The sequence below is a fragment of the Nocardiopsis sp. NPDC006938 genome, from assembly GCF_042869555.1.
Classification (GTDB): Bacteria; Actinomycetota; Actinomycetes; order Streptosporangiales; family Streptosporangiaceae; genus Nocardiopsis.
This window is the reverse complement of the sequence record NZ_JBIAGA010000011.1, coordinates 209,485-226,026: the sequence shown is the minus strand read 5'-3', so window position 1 is coordinate 226,026 and position 16,542 is coordinate 209,485. Positions and strand designations below refer to the sequence as shown.

The 16,542-nt window shown below is 68.5% G+C and carries 23 protein-coding genes, 1 tRNA gene and 1 pseudogene; 8 read left to right on the top strand and 17 right to left on the bottom strand.

Going from position 1 to position 16,542, the window contains the following annotated elements; all coding sequences use genetic code 11:
- Positions 1–125 precede the first annotated feature (125 nt).
- From ACFYL4_RS18240 to ACFYL4_RS18175, 14 genes are all read right to left on the bottom strand, one after another.
- The gene (locus ACFYL4_RS18240) at positions 126–209 is read right to left on the bottom strand and encodes a cittilin family RiPP precursor (RefSeq protein WP_387519433.1); all 84 of its coding nucleotides are present in this window, start codon (positions 207–209) and stop codon (positions 126–128) included.
- Between the two features lie 215 nt (positions 210–424).
- Positions 425–619, bottom strand: coding sequence for a hypothetical protein (locus ACFYL4_RS18235; RefSeq protein ID WP_357761041.1), 195 nt, complete (start codon positions 617–619; stop codon positions 425–427).
- A 287-nt stretch (positions 620–906) separates the two neighbouring features.
- Positions 907–2,139: a Dyp-type peroxidase gene (locus ACFYL4_RS18230; protein ID WP_387519414.1), complete on the bottom strand. Its 1,233-nt coding sequence runs from the start codon at positions 2,137–2,139 to the stop codon at positions 907–909.
- Positions 2,139–2,711: a copper chaperone PCu(A)C gene (locus ACFYL4_RS18225; protein ID WP_387519412.1), complete on the bottom strand. Its 573-nt coding sequence runs from the start codon at positions 2,709–2,711 to the stop codon at positions 2,139–2,141. The genes ACFYL4_RS18230 and ACFYL4_RS18225 overlap by 1 nt, the downstream gene beginning before the upstream one ends.
- Positions 2,708–3,310, bottom strand: coding sequence for a copper resistance protein CopC (locus tag ACFYL4_RS18220; RefSeq protein ID WP_387519410.1), 603 nt, complete (start codon positions 3,308–3,310; stop codon positions 2,708–2,710). Before ACFYL4_RS18220 ends, ACFYL4_RS18225 begins: the two co-directional genes overlap by 4 nt.
- A 249-nt stretch (positions 3,311–3,559) precedes the next feature.
- Complete coding sequence (locus ACFYL4_RS18215) at positions 3,560–4,300, bottom strand: hypothetical protein (RefSeq protein WP_387519409.1); 741 nt, start codon at positions 4,298–4,300, stop codon at positions 3,560–3,562.
- A 257-nt stretch (positions 4,301–4,557) separates the two neighbouring features.
- Positions 4,558–4,728: a 50S ribosomal protein L32 gene (rpmF, locus tag ACFYL4_RS18210; RefSeq protein WP_357761055.1), complete on the bottom strand. Its 171-nt coding sequence runs from the start codon at positions 4,726–4,728 to the stop codon at positions 4,558–4,560.
- A gap of 121 nt (positions 4,729–4,849) precedes the next feature.
- Positions 4,850–5,095: a type B 50S ribosomal protein L31 gene (locus ACFYL4_RS18205; RefSeq protein ID WP_387519406.1), complete on the bottom strand. Its 246-nt coding sequence runs from the start codon at positions 5,093–5,095 to the stop codon at positions 4,850–4,852.
- 26 nt (positions 5,096–5,121) lie between these two features.
- On the bottom strand, positions 5,122–5,286 hold the full coding sequence (rpmG, locus tag ACFYL4_RS18200) for a 50S ribosomal protein L33 (protein ID WP_357761061.1): 165 nt from the start codon (positions 5,284–5,286) through the stop codon (positions 5,122–5,124).
- Positions 5,287–5,483: 197 nt separating this feature from the next.
- Positions 5,484–5,789, bottom strand: a complete 306-nt coding sequence (gene rpsN / locus ACFYL4_RS18195; RefSeq protein WP_387519404.1) for a 30S ribosomal protein S14 — start codon at positions 5,787–5,789, stop codon at positions 5,484–5,486.
- Positions 5,789–6,025, bottom strand: coding sequence for a 50S ribosomal protein L28 (rpmB, locus tag ACFYL4_RS18190; protein WP_357761066.1), 237 nt, complete (start codon positions 6,023–6,025; stop codon positions 5,789–5,791). Before rpmB ends, rpsN begins: the two co-directional genes overlap by 1 nt.
- Before the next feature lie 119 nt (positions 6,026–6,144).
- Positions 6,145–6,396: a 30S ribosomal protein S18 gene (rpsR, locus tag ACFYL4_RS18185; protein ID WP_387519402.1), complete on the bottom strand. Its 252-nt coding sequence runs from the start codon at positions 6,394–6,396 to the stop codon at positions 6,145–6,147.
- Positions 6,393–7,502, bottom strand: a complete 1,110-nt coding sequence (locus tag ACFYL4_RS18180; RefSeq protein WP_387519400.1) for a GTP-binding protein — start codon at positions 7,500–7,502, stop codon at positions 6,393–6,395. Before ACFYL4_RS18180 ends, rpsR begins: the two co-directional genes overlap by 4 nt.
- Positions 7,503–7,988: 486 nt before the next feature.
- Positions 7,989–8,840 (bottom strand): hypothetical protein, encoded by an 852-nt coding sequence (locus ACFYL4_RS18175; protein ID WP_387519398.1) that lies wholly within the window; start codon positions 8,838–8,840, stop codon positions 7,989–7,991.
- A gap of 103 nt (positions 8,841–8,943) precedes the next feature.
- On the opposite strand from ACFYL4_RS18175, the gene ACFYL4_RS18170 reads away from it, so the two are divergent.
- The 6 genes from ACFYL4_RS18170 (at position 8,944) to ACFYL4_RS18145 (ending at position 12,866) form a co-directional block, all read left to right on the top strand.
- Entirely contained in the window at positions 8,944–9,210 is a 267-nt protein-coding gene (locus ACFYL4_RS18170; RefSeq protein ID WP_387519396.1) for an AMP-binding protein, read from the top strand.
- Positions 9,211–9,417: 207 nt separating this feature from the next.
- Positions 9,418–10,668 carry an MFS transporter gene (locus ACFYL4_RS18165; protein ID WP_357761081.1) on the top strand — a complete coding sequence of 417 codons (1,251 nt, stop codon included), beginning with the start codon at positions 9,418–9,420 and terminating at the stop codon, positions 10,666–10,668.
- Complete coding sequence (locus ACFYL4_RS18160) at positions 10,668–11,471, top strand: LD-carboxypeptidase (RefSeq protein ID WP_357761084.1); 804 nt, start codon at positions 10,668–10,670, stop codon at positions 11,469–11,471. Before ACFYL4_RS18165 ends, ACFYL4_RS18160 begins: the two co-directional genes overlap by 1 nt.
- A 9-nt stretch (positions 11,472–11,480) precedes the next feature.
- Positions 11,481–11,708 carry a hypothetical protein gene (locus ACFYL4_RS18155; protein ID WP_357761087.1) on the top strand — a complete coding sequence of 76 codons (228 nt, stop codon included), beginning with the start codon at positions 11,481–11,483 and terminating at the stop codon, positions 11,706–11,708.
- The gene (locus tag ACFYL4_RS18150; RefSeq protein WP_387519394.1) at positions 11,696–11,977 is read left to right on the top strand and encodes a phosphopantetheine-binding protein; all 282 of its coding nucleotides are present in this window, start codon (positions 11,696–11,698) and stop codon (positions 11,975–11,977) included. The genes ACFYL4_RS18155 and ACFYL4_RS18150 overlap by 13 nt, the downstream gene beginning before the upstream one ends.
- Before the next feature lie 445 nt (positions 11,978–12,422).
- Positions 12,423–12,866, top strand: a complete 444-nt coding sequence (locus tag ACFYL4_RS18145; protein WP_387519392.1) for a hypothetical protein — start codon at positions 12,423–12,425, stop codon at positions 12,864–12,866.
- 958 nt (positions 12,867–13,824) lie between these two features.
- On the opposite strand, the pseudogene ACFYL4_RS18140 reads toward ACFYL4_RS18145, so the two are convergent.
- A pseudogene (locus ACFYL4_RS18140) lies at positions 13,825–14,031 on the bottom strand (transposase); the annotation flags it as partial.
- A gap of 58 nt (positions 14,032–14,089) precedes the next feature.
- On the opposite strand from ACFYL4_RS18140, the gene ACFYL4_RS18135 reads away from it, so the two are divergent.
- Together ACFYL4_RS18135 and ACFYL4_RS18130 are read left to right on the top strand one after the other, a co-directional pair.
- Positions 14,090–14,218, top strand: coding sequence for a Scr1 family TA system antitoxin-like transcriptional regulator (locus ACFYL4_RS18135; protein ID WP_357761095.1), 129 nt, complete (start codon positions 14,090–14,092; stop codon positions 14,216–14,218).
- Positions 14,219–14,303: 85 nt separating this feature from the next.
- On the top strand, positions 14,304–14,453 hold the full coding sequence (locus ACFYL4_RS18130) for a DUF397 domain-containing protein (protein WP_387519390.1): 150 nt from the start codon (positions 14,304–14,306) through the stop codon (positions 14,451–14,453).
- A 588-nt stretch (positions 14,454–15,041) separates the two neighbouring features.
- Here ACFYL4_RS18130 and ACFYL4_RS18125 read toward each other — a convergent pair.
- Both ACFYL4_RS18125 and ACFYL4_RS18120 read right to left on the bottom strand, forming a co-directional pair.
- A tRNA-Arg gene (locus ACFYL4_RS18125) sits at positions 15,042–15,117 on the bottom strand.
- A 552-nt stretch (positions 15,118–15,669) separates the two neighbouring features.
- Positions 15,670–16,179: a hypothetical protein gene (locus ACFYL4_RS18120; RefSeq protein ID WP_357765767.1), complete on the bottom strand. Its 510-nt coding sequence runs from the start codon at positions 16,177–16,179 to the stop codon at positions 15,670–15,672.
- Positions 16,180–16,542: the final 363 nt, after the last annotated feature.

Genomic DNA, 16,542 nt, shown 5'->3' with positions numbered 1-16,542 from the left:
CGGTCCGCGGCGCGGGAGGCAGGAGCGGCTGGACGATCTCCCAGAGCCCATCGGGCAACACATCGCTCACAGGACGTGATCATGCCAGGCTCAGGAGCATCTCGCAGGGCTTTTGAGATGATCTCTTAGTAGTAGAGGTAGGGCCGGGTCAGGCGGGCACCGTCGATGATGCCCAGCTTGGCGGCGATGCGGTAGGCGGCTCTCCTCATGGGGTGCTTCCTTTCGCTCGACTCCGGTTCCCCAGCGGTTCCGGAGATTGTAGAGAACGCTATGTAAGCCGGAGACGCCTGGACAGTGGCGCCCGGGTGAGCCGTGTGTGGACCCTCGGTCACCGAACTCTGGCGTCGCGGAGCCGCCATGGGGGTTCTGCCCCTTGCGGCCGTCCTCGGCCGACGCGCGGGCGGAATGACCCGGAAACCAGGCCCTAGGCGGAGCGGCGCCGTGCCTTCCACTCACGGTGGAGCGCGCGCCGACGCTCGTACTCCCTCTTCGCACGGAGACGGGGGTCGGACTCCGGGCTCAGGGCCGCCGGACCCATGACCTGGAGGAGCGCGTAGTTGATACGGAAGCCCGTCCTGTACAGCAACGAGAACGAGTCCTTCCCCTGCGGCTTGTCCATGGCCGTTCGCCTCACTGATCGCCGGGATCGCGGGCGCACGCCGCGAGATGGTGTCGGATTCGGGGTCCGTGCGGTACGGACCGCTCGCCTCCCCGACCAGCAGCGTACCCGGCCGGATTCCGGTCGCCCGGTCGGCCCGCCCCCACACGGACGAGGCCGCCCGGGCCGTGCCCCGGAGCTCAGTGGTACCGGGCTCGGGCGGCGACCGCACCGGGGCGGCCTCCGGGCGGGCGCACGGCCCCGGTGCCCCCCCCCGCGCTCCGCCCGGAGAACCGGCGAACGGCCCCCTAGGAGCGGTCCTCGAACAGGGACTGACCGACGAACCCGCCCTCCCCGCAGCCCGGCGGTACCGCGAACACCGCCGAGCCGACGTGGGTGATCCACTCGTTGAGCAGGTCGAGCTCGTCCAGACGGCGCTGGATCGGGACGAACTGCCGCTCCGGATCGCGCTGGTAGCAGGCGAACAGCAGCCCGGCGTCTCCTTCGGCGTCCGACTCGTAGTTGTAGGCGCGGCGGAAGATCCTCTCGTCGGGGTCCTCCGAGCGGGCGCGACGGACGTGGGCGTACTCGGCGATCACCGGGAACCCCAGCGGTGTCACGGCGTCCAGGTCCGGCTCGTCGTGCTCGTTCCCGCCGGTGAGCGGCGCCCCGTCACCGAGACGCCGGCCCACGGAGTCCTCGCGTCCGGGCCGGTCCAGGCGGTCCCACTCGTCCAGGTCCATGGAGATCCGGCGCAGAACCAGGGCGGTACCGCCGCGGAGCCACCCGGGAGCCTCGTCCCCGCACCAGACCAGCGGGCCGAAGTCGTCGTCAGGGGGCGCGGGGTTGACGGTGCCGTCGACCTGACCCATGAGGTTGCGCATGGTCGTGCCCTCCGGCTCCGCTCCGTAGGAGCGCCGGAAACCCTCCTGCGACCAACGCACCGTGCCGAACGCGCGGGTGTCCTTGAGGAGCATCCGCACCGCGTGGGACAGGGTGATCGGGTCGTCGCAGCACACCTGGAGCAGGAGGTCGCCGTGGGACCAGCGATCCTCCAAACGGTCGGTCGCGAAGTGCGGCAACGGCCCGAGCCACGAGGGGACCGACCGCGGATCGACCCGCTCGACCAGCCCCGGGCCGAACCCCAGGGTGACGGTCAACGCGGCGGGGGCGCCCGCGAGTTCGGGTTCGGTGTCGGCCAGCGCGTGCCTGCCCTGGGTGAGCCGGGACGCGTCGTCGGACAACAGGGTGAGCAGCCGACGCACACCGTCGGCGTCGACGTCCTCGCGCAGGTCGACGCCCACGAACCGGGCGTGGGCCTGGGGCGGGGTCGCCACCCCCGCCTGGTGCCCGCCGTGGAAGGGGTGGACGCGCTCACCGTGCGGTTCGGCCCCGGTGGGGGGCTCGCCGGTGGAGCGCAGGGAGCGGACCAGTGCGTCGCCGCCGCTCAGGGCCACCGCCCCGGCACCGGCGGCCGCCGCACCGCCCAGCAGGACGCGTCTGCGTGAGGGACGGGGAGCGTCCCCGGTGGGCTGGGTCATCAGTGCTCCTCGCCCCCGTCGTCGTCGCCGTGTCCCTCGTGGCCGCCGTCGTAGTTCTCGTTGGCGCCCTCGAAGTCCTTCACCGGCGCGGTGAACTCGTGGGTGGAGCCGTCCTCGAACTCCAGGACGACCGTGACCTCGGTCCCGGGTGCCAGATCCTCGGTCAGACCCATGATCATGATGTGATCAGCGCCGGGGGAGAGCTCGTGGTCGGCTCCGGCGCCCACCGAGAAGCCGCCGTCCTTCTCCCGCATGAGCGTGTTGCCGTCGTCCCCGCTGACGACCTCGTGGAGCTCGACCGCTCCGGAGACCTCATCGGCGCGGGCGGCGACGACGACCGCGTCCCGGTCGCCGTCGTTGGTCAGGACGCCGAACGCGGCGGTCATGCCGTCGTCGGTGCTCGCGGCCTTGACCCAGGGGTCGGTGACGGTGACCGCCCGGGCCTGGTGCGCGGACTCCGCCCGGGCGGTGGTCGACTCCTCCGACGGGGCGGGTGAGGAACACGCGCCGAGGAGCAGCGCGGCTCCGATCGCGGTCGTGAGCGGGAGGGGGCGGCGGGTCGGGATGGTCATCGTGTCTCCGTTTCGACAGGGGTGGTCCGCGTCGCCGATCGACGCTGGCGGGTACCGGCGCGTCGCACTCGCAGAGCGATCGCGTACAGGGCGAGTCCGGCCAGGGCTCCGACCAGCGCGAGGACCGCACCGCGTGGAGGCCGGCCGGCGGGTGTCGAAACCCCCGCGTCACCGGGCGCGCTCTCCTCACCGGAGGCCTGCGCCGGTACCGCGTCCAGGGGCGGCGGCGGGGGGCCGCCCTCCCCCACGTGGAAGTCGAAGGCTCCGCTGACGGGGTGGCCGTCGCCCGAGACGACACGCCAACGCACCGCGTACCCGCCGTCCGCCAGTTCGTCGAGCGGTTCGACACTGACGTCGGCTCCCTCGACCAGGGGCGCGGTGGTGTCCACCGGTTCGGCCCGCGAGTCGAGGACGACCACGGCGGTGGAGACGTCCATGACCTCTCCGCTGAAGGTCAGGACGACCTCACGCGGCGCTGCTCTCAGACGCTGGTCGGCTTCGGGGGTCGTGGCGATCAGGGTGTCGTGGGCGAGCGCCGGTGCTGGTGTGAGCAGCAGGACGGCGGCGGTCGCGCAGAGCGCGGGCGGGATGCCCCGCATGGAACCTCCTGGACGTGCGACGCGACGAGCTTCTGCAAGGGGAGTCGTCCAGGGGAGGCGCGGGGTTCCCGGCAGTTCTCGGGGCGTGGGTTCGCGGGTCAGGAGTGCGGGTGCGGGGAGGGAGGGGGCGGCCGAGGCGGGGACGGTTCACACGGGTCGGTCGCCCCACCTCAGACGGATCGAGCCCCGCTCCCCGGGGTGGCCCCAGGGGCAGGGCTCTTCGTGGTCGTCCGTCCGTGGCGCGCGGGGCTAGCCCGCGAGTCGGTCCCAGTCCTTCGGGCGGCCGTTCCCCGCTTCCTTGGTCTCGGGGCGGGAGCCCCCGACCAGACCGGTCGACCGTGCCACGGCCAGAGCGGCGGCCACGTCGAAATCGGACTCCGGAGAGTCCTCGTAGCGCGAGGTCCGGCGTGCGGCGACCAGGACCGCGTCGAGCGCCCGGTGCCACTCCTCCTCGCGGCCCGTGCCCTTCACCGCCAGTTCCAGCACTCGGTGGATCAGGACCGACTCCTCCTCGCCCTCGTCCAACGAGGGGTCCAGGTCGAGGAAGTCCAGAACCCTGGTGACGGTCTCCCGCGCCGTGGACACATGGGTCAAGAGGAGGTCCAGTCCGTCGTTCTCGGCGTCGTCGGGGTAGTCGACACGGTCCCAGGACTCCCCGTCCCACCAGTAGACGAGTCCCTGCTCTCGCCGGTCTTCGAGCTCGGCGAGCCATGTCCAGGGCAACCAGTCGGGGCCGTCGTAGAGGTTGGTGCTCTCGTCAAAGGGTGGTCCGCACTCGTGGTCGACGCCCACGAGTACACCGCGACCGCCCTGGACGCGCGTCAGTCTCCACTCGTTGCCGCCCGCGTCGTCGTGGTGCACGACCGAGTCGGCGTAAGCGTGCTGGTTCTTGCAGCCACCGGCCTCGAGTGCGGCCAAGGTGGCGGCTCGGGCCCAGAGGACAGGGAACGGGGGCAGGTCCTCGGGGTGTCCGGGGACGTTGATGTGCATGGAGGGCCTCACGTTGGGAATCGATGTCCCGTCAAGCTATCCGGTGGTTACGACCATCGGCGTGCGGTGCCGGACGGCGCGACGTCCCGCTGTGGGGGCCGGGAGATCCAGCGTTTCGCCGGACCGGGGAGCCGGGGGACCGGGGGGCTCGTATCCGGGAGGCTCGTAAGTGGCGCGCGGGTGGGGCTCCGACTCGGGCAGCCCCACCCGCCTCGGGCCCGGGGGTGGGCGGACCCGTGGCCCTGATGGAGGCGGACTCAGTCGGGAGGCGGAACGAGCCCGCGCCGGTAGGCGGCGACGAGTCCTCGGGGGACGCGGTACTCGCGGCCCCGGAGGTGGAGGGTCACGAGTTCGGGGGGCGCGGCCTTCCACTGGGATCGGCGCGTTCGGGTGTTGGACCGTGACTTCCTGCGCTTGGGGACCGCCATGGGAGGGCCTCTCTCGGTTGGGTTCGGTGTCCGGGCTCGGGTTCGGGGTCCGGGTCGCTGGGAGGGGCGGGTCGGGGCGGGGCGGTCCGCGTCGACCGCTGCTCCGCCCCGGCCCCCGCGTCTATCCGCGCCGGTAGCGGCGTTGGAAGCGTTCCACCCGGCCCGCCGTGTCCACCACACGGGCCGTGCCCGTGTAGAAGGGGTGGCTGGCGCTGGAGATCTCGACGTCGATGACCGGGTAGGTGTTGCCGTCCTCCCAGTCGACGGTCGTGTCGCTGCCACGGGTGGAACGGGTGAGGATGGCGAAACCGGCCGCCCTGTCGCGGAAGACGACGGGCTCGTACCGGGGGTGGATGTCCTTCTGCATGGGTCCTCCGTTGGACGCGGGGTCGGTCAGCGTTCCTCGCGGAACTCGACGTGACGGCGGAGCTTGGGGTCGTACTTGCGCAGGACCAGGCGGTCCGGGGTGTTGCGGCGGTTCTTGCGGGTCACGTAGGTCGTGCCGGTGCCCGCCGTCGACCGGAGCTTGATGACGGGTCGGATGTCGTCGCGTGCCATGGGTTCCCTCTCAGGGTCGTGGTCCGCGAGAGCGGACGGACGTCGTGGTGTGCGGTGCGCCCCGTGCGGCGCCGCGCGCCCCACCGGAAAGCGGGTGGCGGGTGCCCGGAGGGAGGAACGGCCGACGGGGGAGGGCCGCTCCGGGCACCCTGGGGCCGTCCGGATCGCGTTCGGACGGCCCCGGTCAACGCCGGTGTCTACCAGCTGGACGTGGTGACTCCGGGGAGTTCGCCGCGGTGGGCCATCTCCCGGAACCTGATCCGCGACACCCCGAACTTCCTCAGGTACGCGCGGGGGCGTCCGTCGATCGCGTCGCGGTTGCGGACCCGTGTCGCGCTGGCGTCCCGTGGTTGGCGGCGCAGCTCGGCGGCGGCCGCCGCCCGTTCGGTCTCACTCGTGTGCGGGCTCTTGACCAGGCGCCGGAGCTCGGCTCGGCGTTCGGCATAGCGCGCCACGACCGCCCTGCGCTGTTCGTTGCGGGCGATCTTGCTCTTCTTGGCCATCAGATCCGCACCCCCCGGGCGCGGAGGTCGGCGACCACGCGTTCGATACCGCGCGCGTCGATCACCCGCATGCCCTTGGTGCTCAGGCGCAGTCTCACGTACCGCCCCTCGCTGGGCAGCCAGTAGCGCCGGTTCTGGATGTTGGGGTCGAACCGGCGCCTGGTGCGTCGGTGCGAGTGGGAGACGGCATTGCCGAAGCCCGGCGACCTTCCGGTCACCTGACAGATACGGGACACGTTCTTCTCCTGCTTCTCCGCTGTGGGGTCGCGTTCTCCGCGCGGTCGGGGCCCGTTCGGTGCTCCGACGCCGGGCGCCCCGTTCGGGAAGGGCGACGACGCCGGTCACGGGCGTGCGTTCAGTTCCGTCGGGCCGGGGACGGGTAGGGGAGCAGGGCCATCTCGCGCGCGTTCTTGACGGCCGCGGCGATCAGGCGCTGCTGTCGCGCGGTGACACGGGTGACGCGACGGCTGCGGATCTTGCCCCGCTCCGAGACGAACGTGCGCAGGAGACGGGTGTCCTTGTAGTCGACGCTGGCCGCGTCGCCCAGCGGGCTGGCGAAGGAGCGCCTGCGCGGCGCCTTCTCGGTACGGCTTCTGATCGGGGTCATGGTCGCCCTTCTGAGAACTCGGCGAACGGGTCGTTGCGGAACTCCTGACCGGCTTCGGTCTCGGTGACCAGGCACGAGTCCAGGAGCGAGAGGAGGGACGCGGTGTCCATGCCGACACCGGTGAAGGACAGGTGCTGGCGGCGGTCGCCCACGGTCGGGTCCCAGTCGAGGAGCGCGCGGGATCGCCGGTGCGCGGAGACCAGCTCCATCGCCGCCTCGGGCAGCGCGCCCAGCCACGGTCCGCCGCTCTCGACCAGGAGCAGGTCCTGGTGGGAGTCCCACACCATGAGGGTGTCCGGCTGGCTGGCGAGCCAGAACCTGCCCCGGCCGCGCAGCGACGTCGCGACGATCCGCTCCAGCGCGTCGGAGAGCCGCCCCGGGTGCAGGGGACGCGTCCGTGTCCAGGTCACGGTGCTCACCCCCTGGGACTCCTCGTGGTCCATGTACTGGGCCCAGGCCGGGTTGAGCCGCCGGTGCGCGGCCTCGGGGTCGAACCTCTGGTCCAGGAATCCGGTGAGGTCGGCTCCGGACGTGAGGACGGCGGCGGCGGGGTTGAGCTGGTGCGCGAGCGCCCGGGCGTGGGCGTGGTGTGCCCGTGCGGGGAGGACCAGGACGTGGGGGTACTCGACCTGCCGGGTGAGGACCTCGGCGACCGTGCGGACGTCGTCCTGGGCGATGTCCATCGCGCGGTCGCCCAGTTCGTCCGGGCTGCTCAGGTCGGAGGTGAACAGCCCGGTGTCCACCACCGTGGCGACCGTGGCCAGGAACAGTTCCGGCCGCGCGGCGATGCTCTCGGCGGTCGACCGGGGTTCCAGGCCCTCCCAGGAGTCCACGACGCACAGGTCGTGTCGTCCGACGGCCGCCGTTCGCAGGAGGAAGGGGACGAGGTCCTCACGCACCGTGCAGGAGGCGCAGGCGTGGTCGAGGTCCACCTGTTCGCTGCGGCTGGTGCCCGAGCTCTCGCGCACCACACGGCGCACGACGCCGTCGCCGATGTCCTTCATGTCGTGGTGGACCGCGATCGACCGGGGGACGGCCTCCAACAGCTCGTTCACGGCCTCGGTGCGCGCCTGCGCGTGTAGGCCGGTGACCAGTGCGATGCGCATCGGGTGCTCCTCTCCTGGACGTCGCTCTCGTGTTGAAAATGAAAACCGTTTTCATACTGTACACAGTCCGGGGAGTGCTCCAACCCGTGAGGGGGCGGGAGCGCCGAGCACGGCGCGGCCGCGCGGCCGCCAGCCGGGGAGGGGGCCGGGGCCGGACCCGGTATCCGGACGTCCAACGGGGCCGACAGCGGGACGAAGGTCGCGTACCTCCGGGACGGACGTCTCGCGAACGGGGGAGGGATTCTGGTGAGAATGAAGGGGACACCCGCCCACAGCGGGGTGACACGCGCACGGGAACCGAGCCGTGGAACGTGTGGCTCGGCCGTCCCGTGGGTGGTGCAGATGGACGCGGGTGAGGCCTTGGCCGGTGCGGGCGGTGCGCCCGCGCCGCGCGAGGTGGAGCCAGGACGGCTCCGGAGGCCTAGCTGGAAGGGGGCCCGACGGGAACCTTCGCAGCGACTCTCTCGCGCCTCGACACGCTCGGAGCTACTGCATGACGGTGTGGTGGGGGTGGTCGGGGAAGTCCGGGCAGCAGTGGATGCCGAGGGAGTAGCCGCGACTGATGACGAAGCCCTCCAGGCCGCCCGGCTCCATGCTGTCGATCTGGAGCAGTAGTTGCATGATGGCGCCGCACTCGCACTCGACGGGGAAGGGGTCGGTCAGGCCCCACGGTTGGTGGCCGCCGAACTTCATCCCCCTCCGGTGGGCGAGTTCGTCGACGTAGACGGTTCCAGGGTCCACGTGTCCGGACTCGGGTGCGGTGGACTCCCACTCGTCGACGCGCTCGGCCAGTGCTTCGGGCAACAAGGCCTCGGACGGGTAGTCGGTGATCTCCTCGATGGCGAGGGCGCAGGGTGGGAGGCCGTACGACTTGACGCTGGTGTGGGGGCGGGGTTGGTCGGACACCGGTGCGAGCCCGGTGAGGTCGTGCCGCCAGCGCAGGGTGAACCACGGAGTGAGTTCGTGGCCGTCGGCGTCCGGCGGGCGGGGGTGGTCGTTGGGACACCACAGGACCTGGAGGAGTTCCGCTCCGCCCGGCAGGGTGTGGCCGGGAGGGAGGTCACGCGCGAACAGTTGGACGACGCCCTGGAGGAACAGCGGTTCGTCGTAGAAGACGTCGCCGTCCTCGGGAGGAGCTCCGAAGACGTAGTGGCCATGGGGGCAGGTGGGCCAGGGCTCGTCGGCGGGCCACAGGAACGGGCCGCCGACGGAGCTGTCCTGCGGCCCCGGGCTTGCGAGGTGGGGGTGGAGCAGGAGAGCGGGCGTGCCGTGTTCGTGGAGTTCGGGGAAGGCGGCGAGGAGCCGGTCGCGATGTGTCGACGGGGCGGTGACGTGCATGAGGGTGCCTCACAGGAGTTGGTGCGGTGCCAGGGCAGGCTAGCGGGGGAGTACGTCGATCCGGGCCGGCGCCACGGGCTGGCGACAGCGCCTGCGGGCCCGTGTGCGGACCGGGCATGGGTGGAAGGCCTGGTCCCGCCTCGGTCCCCCTGCCCCGGCCCGACCGTCCGCGGCCGCGCCCGGGTACCCGGAACCGACGGCCGGGTCCGCGTGCGCCTACGTCCTGCACACCTCGGGATCGACCGGTTCCCCGAAGGGCGTCGCCGTACCCCACAGCGCCGTCCTGGCGATGGTCGAGGACTCCCGGCAGATCTTCGGGGAGGAGGCCCTCGCCTCGGTGCTCGCCTCGACACCGTTCTCCTTCGTCTGACCGCGGTGCTCCGGCCCGGAGCCTCGGTCACGGAGATCCGTTCCGCCCTGCGCGAAGACCAGCCCTCGTAGCTCGTGCCCGCCGCCGTCCTTCCGGTGACCGCGCTGCCCCGTCTGCCCAACGGCAAGGTGGACGGCCGAGCTGTCGCCGAAGCTCTCTCCCGTGACTGACGGGTGCGACCCAAGCCACCGTGAACAGGACACGCACATGAAGTTGGGACCCGAGTTCAGGCGCATCTGGTTCGGCAACGCCTCCTCGAACCTGGCGGACGGCATCACGTTCGTCGCCATGCCGTTGCTGGCCGCGACCCTCACCCGGGACCCGCTGCTGATCTCGGGGCTCAGCGCCGCCTACGCCGTGCCCAGGATCATCGCCGTCCTGTTCGCCGGAGTCATGATCGACCGCGGCGACCGCCGGCGGCTGCTCTACCTCTCGAACTACTCGCTGGCCCTGGTGTTCACTCTGCTCGCCGCGTTGATCGTGTTCGACCTGGTCACCCTGCCCGCCCTCTACCTGGTGTTCGCCCTGGTCGGTGTCATCGAGACCGTTTCGGACAGCTCGGCCCTCGCCGTGCTGCCCCAGGCCGTACCCGCCAGTGGACTGGACCGGGCCAACTCCCAGATCGCGGCCACCCAGATCGTGGTGGACGAGTTCACCGGCCCGCCCGTGGGCGGTTTCCTCTTCGGGCTGGCGCCCATCGCGCCGATCATCGCGAACGCGATCTCCTTCTTCGCCGCGGGGGCGGGGTACCAGTCACTCCGGGGCGACTACCGGCAGGACTACGAGCCCGGCCCGAGCATGATCCAGGAGGTCCGGGAGGGGGCGGTGTGGCTCTGGCGGAACCGCATCGTGCGCACGCTCGTGTCGGTCGGCGCCATCACGAGCGTCGCGTACATGATCCCCTTCTCCTACCTGGTGCTCTACTCCGAACAGGTGCTCGGCCTGGATTCCACGGGGTACGGCCTACTCCTGGCCTTCTCCGCGCTCGGCGGTCTGCTGGGGGCGTGGTCGGCCACCCGGATGCGGGCGGTGCTGGGGTACGGCCGGTCCGTCGTGACCGCCCTGGCCACGGGGGCGGCGTCGTTCGTGACGATCTTCTTCGTGGACCACCTGGTGGCGGTGGCCGTGGCTCTGGCCGTCTACATCTGGCACTCGGTGGTGTGGAACGTGCTGGCGGCGTCCATGCGCCAGAAGATCACCCCCAACCAGCTCATGGGCCGGGTCGGCGCCGTCAGCCGACTCCTGGGACTGTCCGGTCTGGCACTCGGCGCGCTGATCGGCGGGGTGTTGGCCTCACTCGTGGATCTGTCCTTCCCGTTCCTGGTCGCCGGAGCGCTCTTCGTCGTGGTCGCGCTCATGTGCCTGAGCCGACTGCCGGTGTTCGACGCGTGGGAACACGAGCAGCGACTCCTGGAGGAGACAGCGCAGGAGAGCCCGGGCCACGGATCGGGGGACTGATGGACACGGACGGCATCATCAGGCCCGCGCCGCTGGGCGAGGGCGCTCTGATCAGGGTGGTCAGCCCATCGCTGCCATCGATGGGCTGCGCCACGCGGGCGGTCGATCTGGCCGCGGACGTGCTCGCGGCTCTGGGCTGGCGCTGCGACTTCGCCCGGAACGCCGACGAGATCAGCGACGACGGACTCTCCGCGGGCACACCGGAGCAACGCGCCGACGACCTGAACGCCGCCTTCCGGGACGACCGGGTCGCCGCCGTGATGTCCGCGATCGGCGGCAGCACCTCCGCCGAGCTCCTCCCCCTGCTGGACGCGGACCTGATCCGGTCCCATCCCAAACCGTTCGTCGGCCGCAGCGACAACACGTACATCAACGCGTTCCTGCTCCAGGAATGCGGGCTGGTCTCCTACAACGGTGTGGCCTTCCTGTCACAGTTCGGAGAGCCCGTGCCGGTTCCCGAGACCCTGGCCTCCACCAAGGCGGTACTGGGTGGCGCCGATCCGGTCGACTTCCTCACTTCACCCACCCGAACCGCGGGAGCCCGCCCCTGGCAGCAGTACGCACGACACGACAGGGACCCCCACCAGAGATCACGCCGGGCCCAGGACGCCTGGATCAAACCGGGGACGGCCCGCGGCCGTCTGGTCGGCGGGGAGATCAGGATCGTCGCGGACCTCCTGGAGACAGGGAGCAGCCTCACCGCGCGGGAACGGGTGCTCTGGCTGGACGTCGGCGATGACGAACCCGGCTACTTCGACTCCGCCGTCAGGCGGATCGCGGACGCCCTGGACGGGCCGCCCTGAGCCCTGGTGGTGGCCGACGCGCCCTGGCGAGATTTCGAGGACTGGTGCGAGGACGTGGGGACGGTACTCCGGAGATCGCCCGAACTGGCGCAGGGGCCGGTGTTCGTCGGGGGCGACTGCGGCCACTACGAGCCGGCCTGGCTGCTGCCGTACGGGGACTTCGTCACCGTGGACTCGCGTGCGGGCATCAGCTACCGGTTTCCAGCAGGACCAAGGGAGGAAGCATGGACGACGTGATCTCGGAGCGTATCCGCAAGGAGACCCTCGACGTTCTGAGGGACGTGCTCGAGAACCCCGATCTCCGGGAGGAGGACGACTTCTTCGAGAGCGGTGGTGACTCGTTGCTCGTGGCCCGCTCCATCGCGCTGCTGAAGGAGCGGAACCTGCGGGTCAGGGCGCGAGCCTTCACCAATGATCCCCGGATCGAGTCGATCATCGCCGAAGTCAGTACGATGGATGGCTCCTGGATCGTTGATGGGAAAACCCTGGAACGCCTGCGGGCATGACGAAGGGCGTCGAGGATCAGAGTGTGACCAAAGACCTTGACGCCCTTCTGACAGCACTCTACGCCCATCTGGACGATCACGTGTGCACTTCGGCCAAGCCGGGCCGCCGCCCAGGTCGCCCACCGCTGTCCGTCCCGGCAGGATGCAGGGGCCCAGTGGTTCACCGGCCAGATGTTCCAGGGGAAGTCTGGCTCATCAAAGACGGATGAACCTCTTTGGACGCCTCGGGCTTCGTGGGGAAATACGGGTCCTCTGCTCCGGAGTTCACCCGAGCTTGACGCGGTCAGAGAAGGTGTGGCGTCTCCTGTACAGCGGAAACCGCCGCTCCGATAATCCTTTTACGGGTGCAAGCGCGACGGTCGACCCTCAGACCCAGGCCAAGAACGACGCGAGCTGGATGAACGAGACTCGAAGCGCGGTCGGCGGTTGGGTTTCAAGCAGATACATGACCGACGATGGTCTGAACTGGTGGAATATTGCTGGTGATGCAGCGTTTGCGATGAGCTTTATTCCAGGATTGCAGTGGGTCGGATTTGCCCTAGGTGCCGGTGTTGGGATTTCGAAGTTGTTTAGTTCTGGCCAAAAAAATGTGGATGGTATTTGGGATATAGCAGGGGCCTTGCCGTTTGGAATTGGCAAGGGTTCAAGATTCTTGGCCAGGTCCTCCGTTAGGAGTAATGCTGCAGATTTCTTCTCCTATAAATCGTCAAAAAGGAAGCAGAATAGCCAGGCGGTGAGAAGTCGATATAATTCTCTCAGGGGAGATATATCATCGAGTAGGTACTACGACAGTGTGGTGCAGGGCACTGCAGGAATGATTGGAGGTGCGCATGATTTTGTCACAGGCGCGAGGGCTGTCGAGGATCCAGGGTGGAGCTGGGCTGCCTAGTGGGTGGACCGGAAGCGTGTGGCAGCGTTCAATATTGATCCAGGTCGCACAGCCCGAGGGAGCTCTGGCCTGCGTGATCAGGGACGAGATGTCCACCGACTAGACCCTACGCTTCTGTTCCTGGGCGCGTCGACACAAGGTCGAGTTGTGTCTCACTCCTGCCTATGCCTCGTGGGCCGTCCTGATCGAGGCGTGCTTCGGGACACTGCGCCAGTTCACCAGCGCCAATGGTCCGAATACGGGTGCGGCATGCTTGCCTTGGGTGGTGCAATGCCAATGCCCGCGACCTTGCCGCACCCGCCTGGCAACGGCACGAGAGTGCCGCGGTACTCAGCGAGAAGGAAGTTTGGTGGGGAGTCCGGACGGTGGCCAACCCACTAGTAGCCTTGGTGCTGAACTGATGTGACGATATGGGAAATGAAATATTGAGAAAGATTTTCGTTGAGTATGGAATCTGGCGTCTTTCGGAAATTTTCTACGTGAGGCTGTTCCCTGGCCTCGGAGGTCTGGGGGCTCTCGTAGTAAGATTGCGTAGACGTGCCCGGGGGGAGGGGGTTTCTGTTCGCGAGGCGAAGGAAATTTTCTTCCTGGACATGGTGCTTACATCGCTCTATGTGCTGCCATTGGCGCTAGCTACGGAAGCTATTTACCAGCTTTCTCAAGTGGCTTTTGTTTCAAACTTCGAAAGAGATTACTATTACGCTTGGTGCTTCCTTTTTTCCGCCCCTGCCGTTGGCGTGACCTGCGTCATGGCTGTTGAGTCGGCAAGGGCTGTTTTGGTTGGCGCCGTTAAGGGGAGTCGTCATGTTATCTTCGCACTCAGAAGAAATTCATATGCTGCAATTCACTCAATTTCAACTTCTGTCGTCGTGTGTGGTTTCTTGGTGAACGTGTTGTGAGTATTCAAGAATGGGGAAATTTGGGTGCTCTTGGCGAATAGTAGTTCGAGCTCATCTCTTTTGGTGAGTCTGCGGTAGCAAATCAGTGTGCAGGCAATGCTGGCGAAGGTCAGGAAGTGGTCGGCCTTGCGTTCGTAGTGTCGGTGCAGGCGGCGGCAGCCGGCCAGCCAGGCCATGGTGCGCTCGACCTGCCATCGGTGCCCACTCAACTGCTGCGACGACTCCCCACCCTTACGGGCCAGGCGGTGGACAGTGCCGCGCTTGCGGGGTCAGCGGCGCAGGTGGCGGTTCCAGGCGTTGCTGCGGCGGGCATTGAATCCCACTGTGCAGATTCAGGTACTCCCGTTCGGTCGTGGTGCGCACAGCGCGATGAACGGTCCCCTGGTCATCCTCGACAAGGACCATGCGGAGTCACTCGTGTACGCGGAGACGCCCGGATCGGGTCAGGGGTGATCGTGGGAAACTGCCAGCAGCAGTACGGGCACCTCAGGAGCCTCGCGCTCTCCCCTGAGGAAAGCCTGCTCTTCATCGCAGCACTGTGAGGAGAACAACCGTGGACGCGACCTGGCGAAGGTCGAGCTACAGCGGCAACCAGGGCCACTGCGTGGAAGCGCGGAGGGACGCGGGTTCCCGTTCTCGTTCGGGATTCGCAGAACCGGGGGTCGGGCCACCTGGAGGTCCCCGATGAGCAGTGAATGCTCCTCCTGGAAGTGGCTGTCTCGAAGCTCTGACTCCGCGAGGCCCGAGAGGCTCCGTGCGCTCTCGAGGCACAGCTGGTCGACTGGTGATGGGCTGCCGAGATGCTGTTCCGCGCTCTTGAGCGGGTGGCCAACGAGGTCGGCTGGTCGTGGTAGTCAAGTCCTAAATGTCGGCTTCGTCCAGGGGAAGTGCTGCGTCGGATTTAGGGTCCGATAGGTTCTTGCGCTTACTCCGTCAGCACTGCCTCAACACGCGCTCGTCGTTGGGTCAGTGGAGGGGTGAGGGGAAGGCGCTGGAGGGAACGAGGCGCTCTCAAGGCGCCGCAGATCCTGTCAGAAGGCCTTCCAGTAGGCAGTCATGAGGCGGGTGGGGCTGTCTTAGGAGGTTCGGTGTGGAGGACTCAGCCGAGAATCCGAGGGGTGGCGTGGCTGCGAGGTGGCCAAGTCCGATGGGGTTCTCGCGGGTGCTGCTGCGGCTGTGCTCCGACTGGGGAGCACGCGAGGAGCACACATGGCCCCCAAACGCCACGAGGACCTCATTCGAGGTCCCCGTACACCCCGTATGACCTGGGGGTTTGTGGCGCACCCAGCAGGATTCGAACCTGCGACCGTCGGATTAGAAGTCCGATGCTCTATCCACTGAGCTATGGGTGCCTGATCCAATTGTGAGGCCTGGTCGCGCCGTGTGTCCGGCCCGTGACCTGGGGGTGGAGGGTGTGCGGTCCGGTGCCCTCGGGGAGACATCCTAGGGCATTCGGAGGATGTCGCCCAAGGGAGGGCAAAGTCTGACCAACTACGGTGATTCGTAGTTGCGTCTCGTTACCACGTGTGTTCCACCAAATCGGTCGCTATGGCCTCGCGCCCCACGTTACCGGTGATTAACCCCTGGTGCGCTGCTGTGTGGCGGGCGTTTCGCGAACTCCGGGGTGGGCCGCCCCTGTGCGGGGCGGCCGCGGGGGTCAGAAGACCCACCATTGACCTGCCAGGATCGCCAGTGTCGCCACCGTGAACAGCATGTGTTTCCTCTCCTGGGTCGACTCTAGGCTGCTCTAGGTGTATGGGCGAATACATTGCGTGGCAAACGCGGGTTTGCAGGGGTTTGGCGGTGGCCAGGGGTGCTGTTGACCGGCGGAGGGTGGTTCGTCTCGAACGCCGGGGACCGTGGATTCCGGGATCGGCCGCCGCGGGCCGATCCCGGTCGTCGGGTCAGGACGCGAGGCCGCGCGCGTAGTTCACCTGCTGGTGGATGTGCTGCACGTAGGACGGGTTGCCCACCATGATCTGGGTGGCGTGGTAGTGCCCGCCGCCCTGGACGGTGACCTGGACGTGTCCGGTCGTCTTCTCCTCTTTGACGAGGAGGATGAGCAGGCCGAGGAGGCAGGTCCACCAGAAGATGAGGATGGCGACGATGATCGCCCAGACGGGCGTGGTCCTCTCGGTGCGGCTCATGTCGCTGACGGTCCACACCGTCCCCTGGATGGGGAAGCGGCCGGAGGGGGTGATCACCGTGTTCTGGGTGATCGCGATGTCCCCGATGGTGTCGAGGGTGGGTTCGTTCGGTACGCCGCCGCCGAGGGGCTGGTAGCCGCCGGTGGGGGCGCCGTAGGGCTCCAGCTGTCCGCCGGTGTGCTGTTCGGGGGGTGGGCCCCAGCCGGGGGTGCCGCCGCTGGGCTGCTGCCAGGGCTCACCCTGAGCCGGGTCGGGGTACTGGTTCATGTGGCGATTGTGTCAAAGGTCGTCGGAGTGTCCGATCCTCGACCGGACAACGATCCAGGTTGTGGCCGGATGTGGCCAGCGCCCACGGAGCGTGCTGGTGTCCGTGCAGGCTGCTGTCGAGAGTTCCCGCAGGTGTGGCCTGGGTCACGGCAAACCAGCGTTTTCGGGTACCGAGGCCCAAGGTGAGCCGGGAAACGTGAAAGTCTTTCGCGATTTGCGCCCGGCTACGTACGATGCGCCTGATCCATCGCCCGCACCCCCAGGTGGTGACCCCACATGCCCCCGAACCTCCGACCCCAGCTCGACCCTCCCTCCTTCACGAGACGGCTCCGCACCGGAGCCGCGGGAGCGGCCCTGGCGATC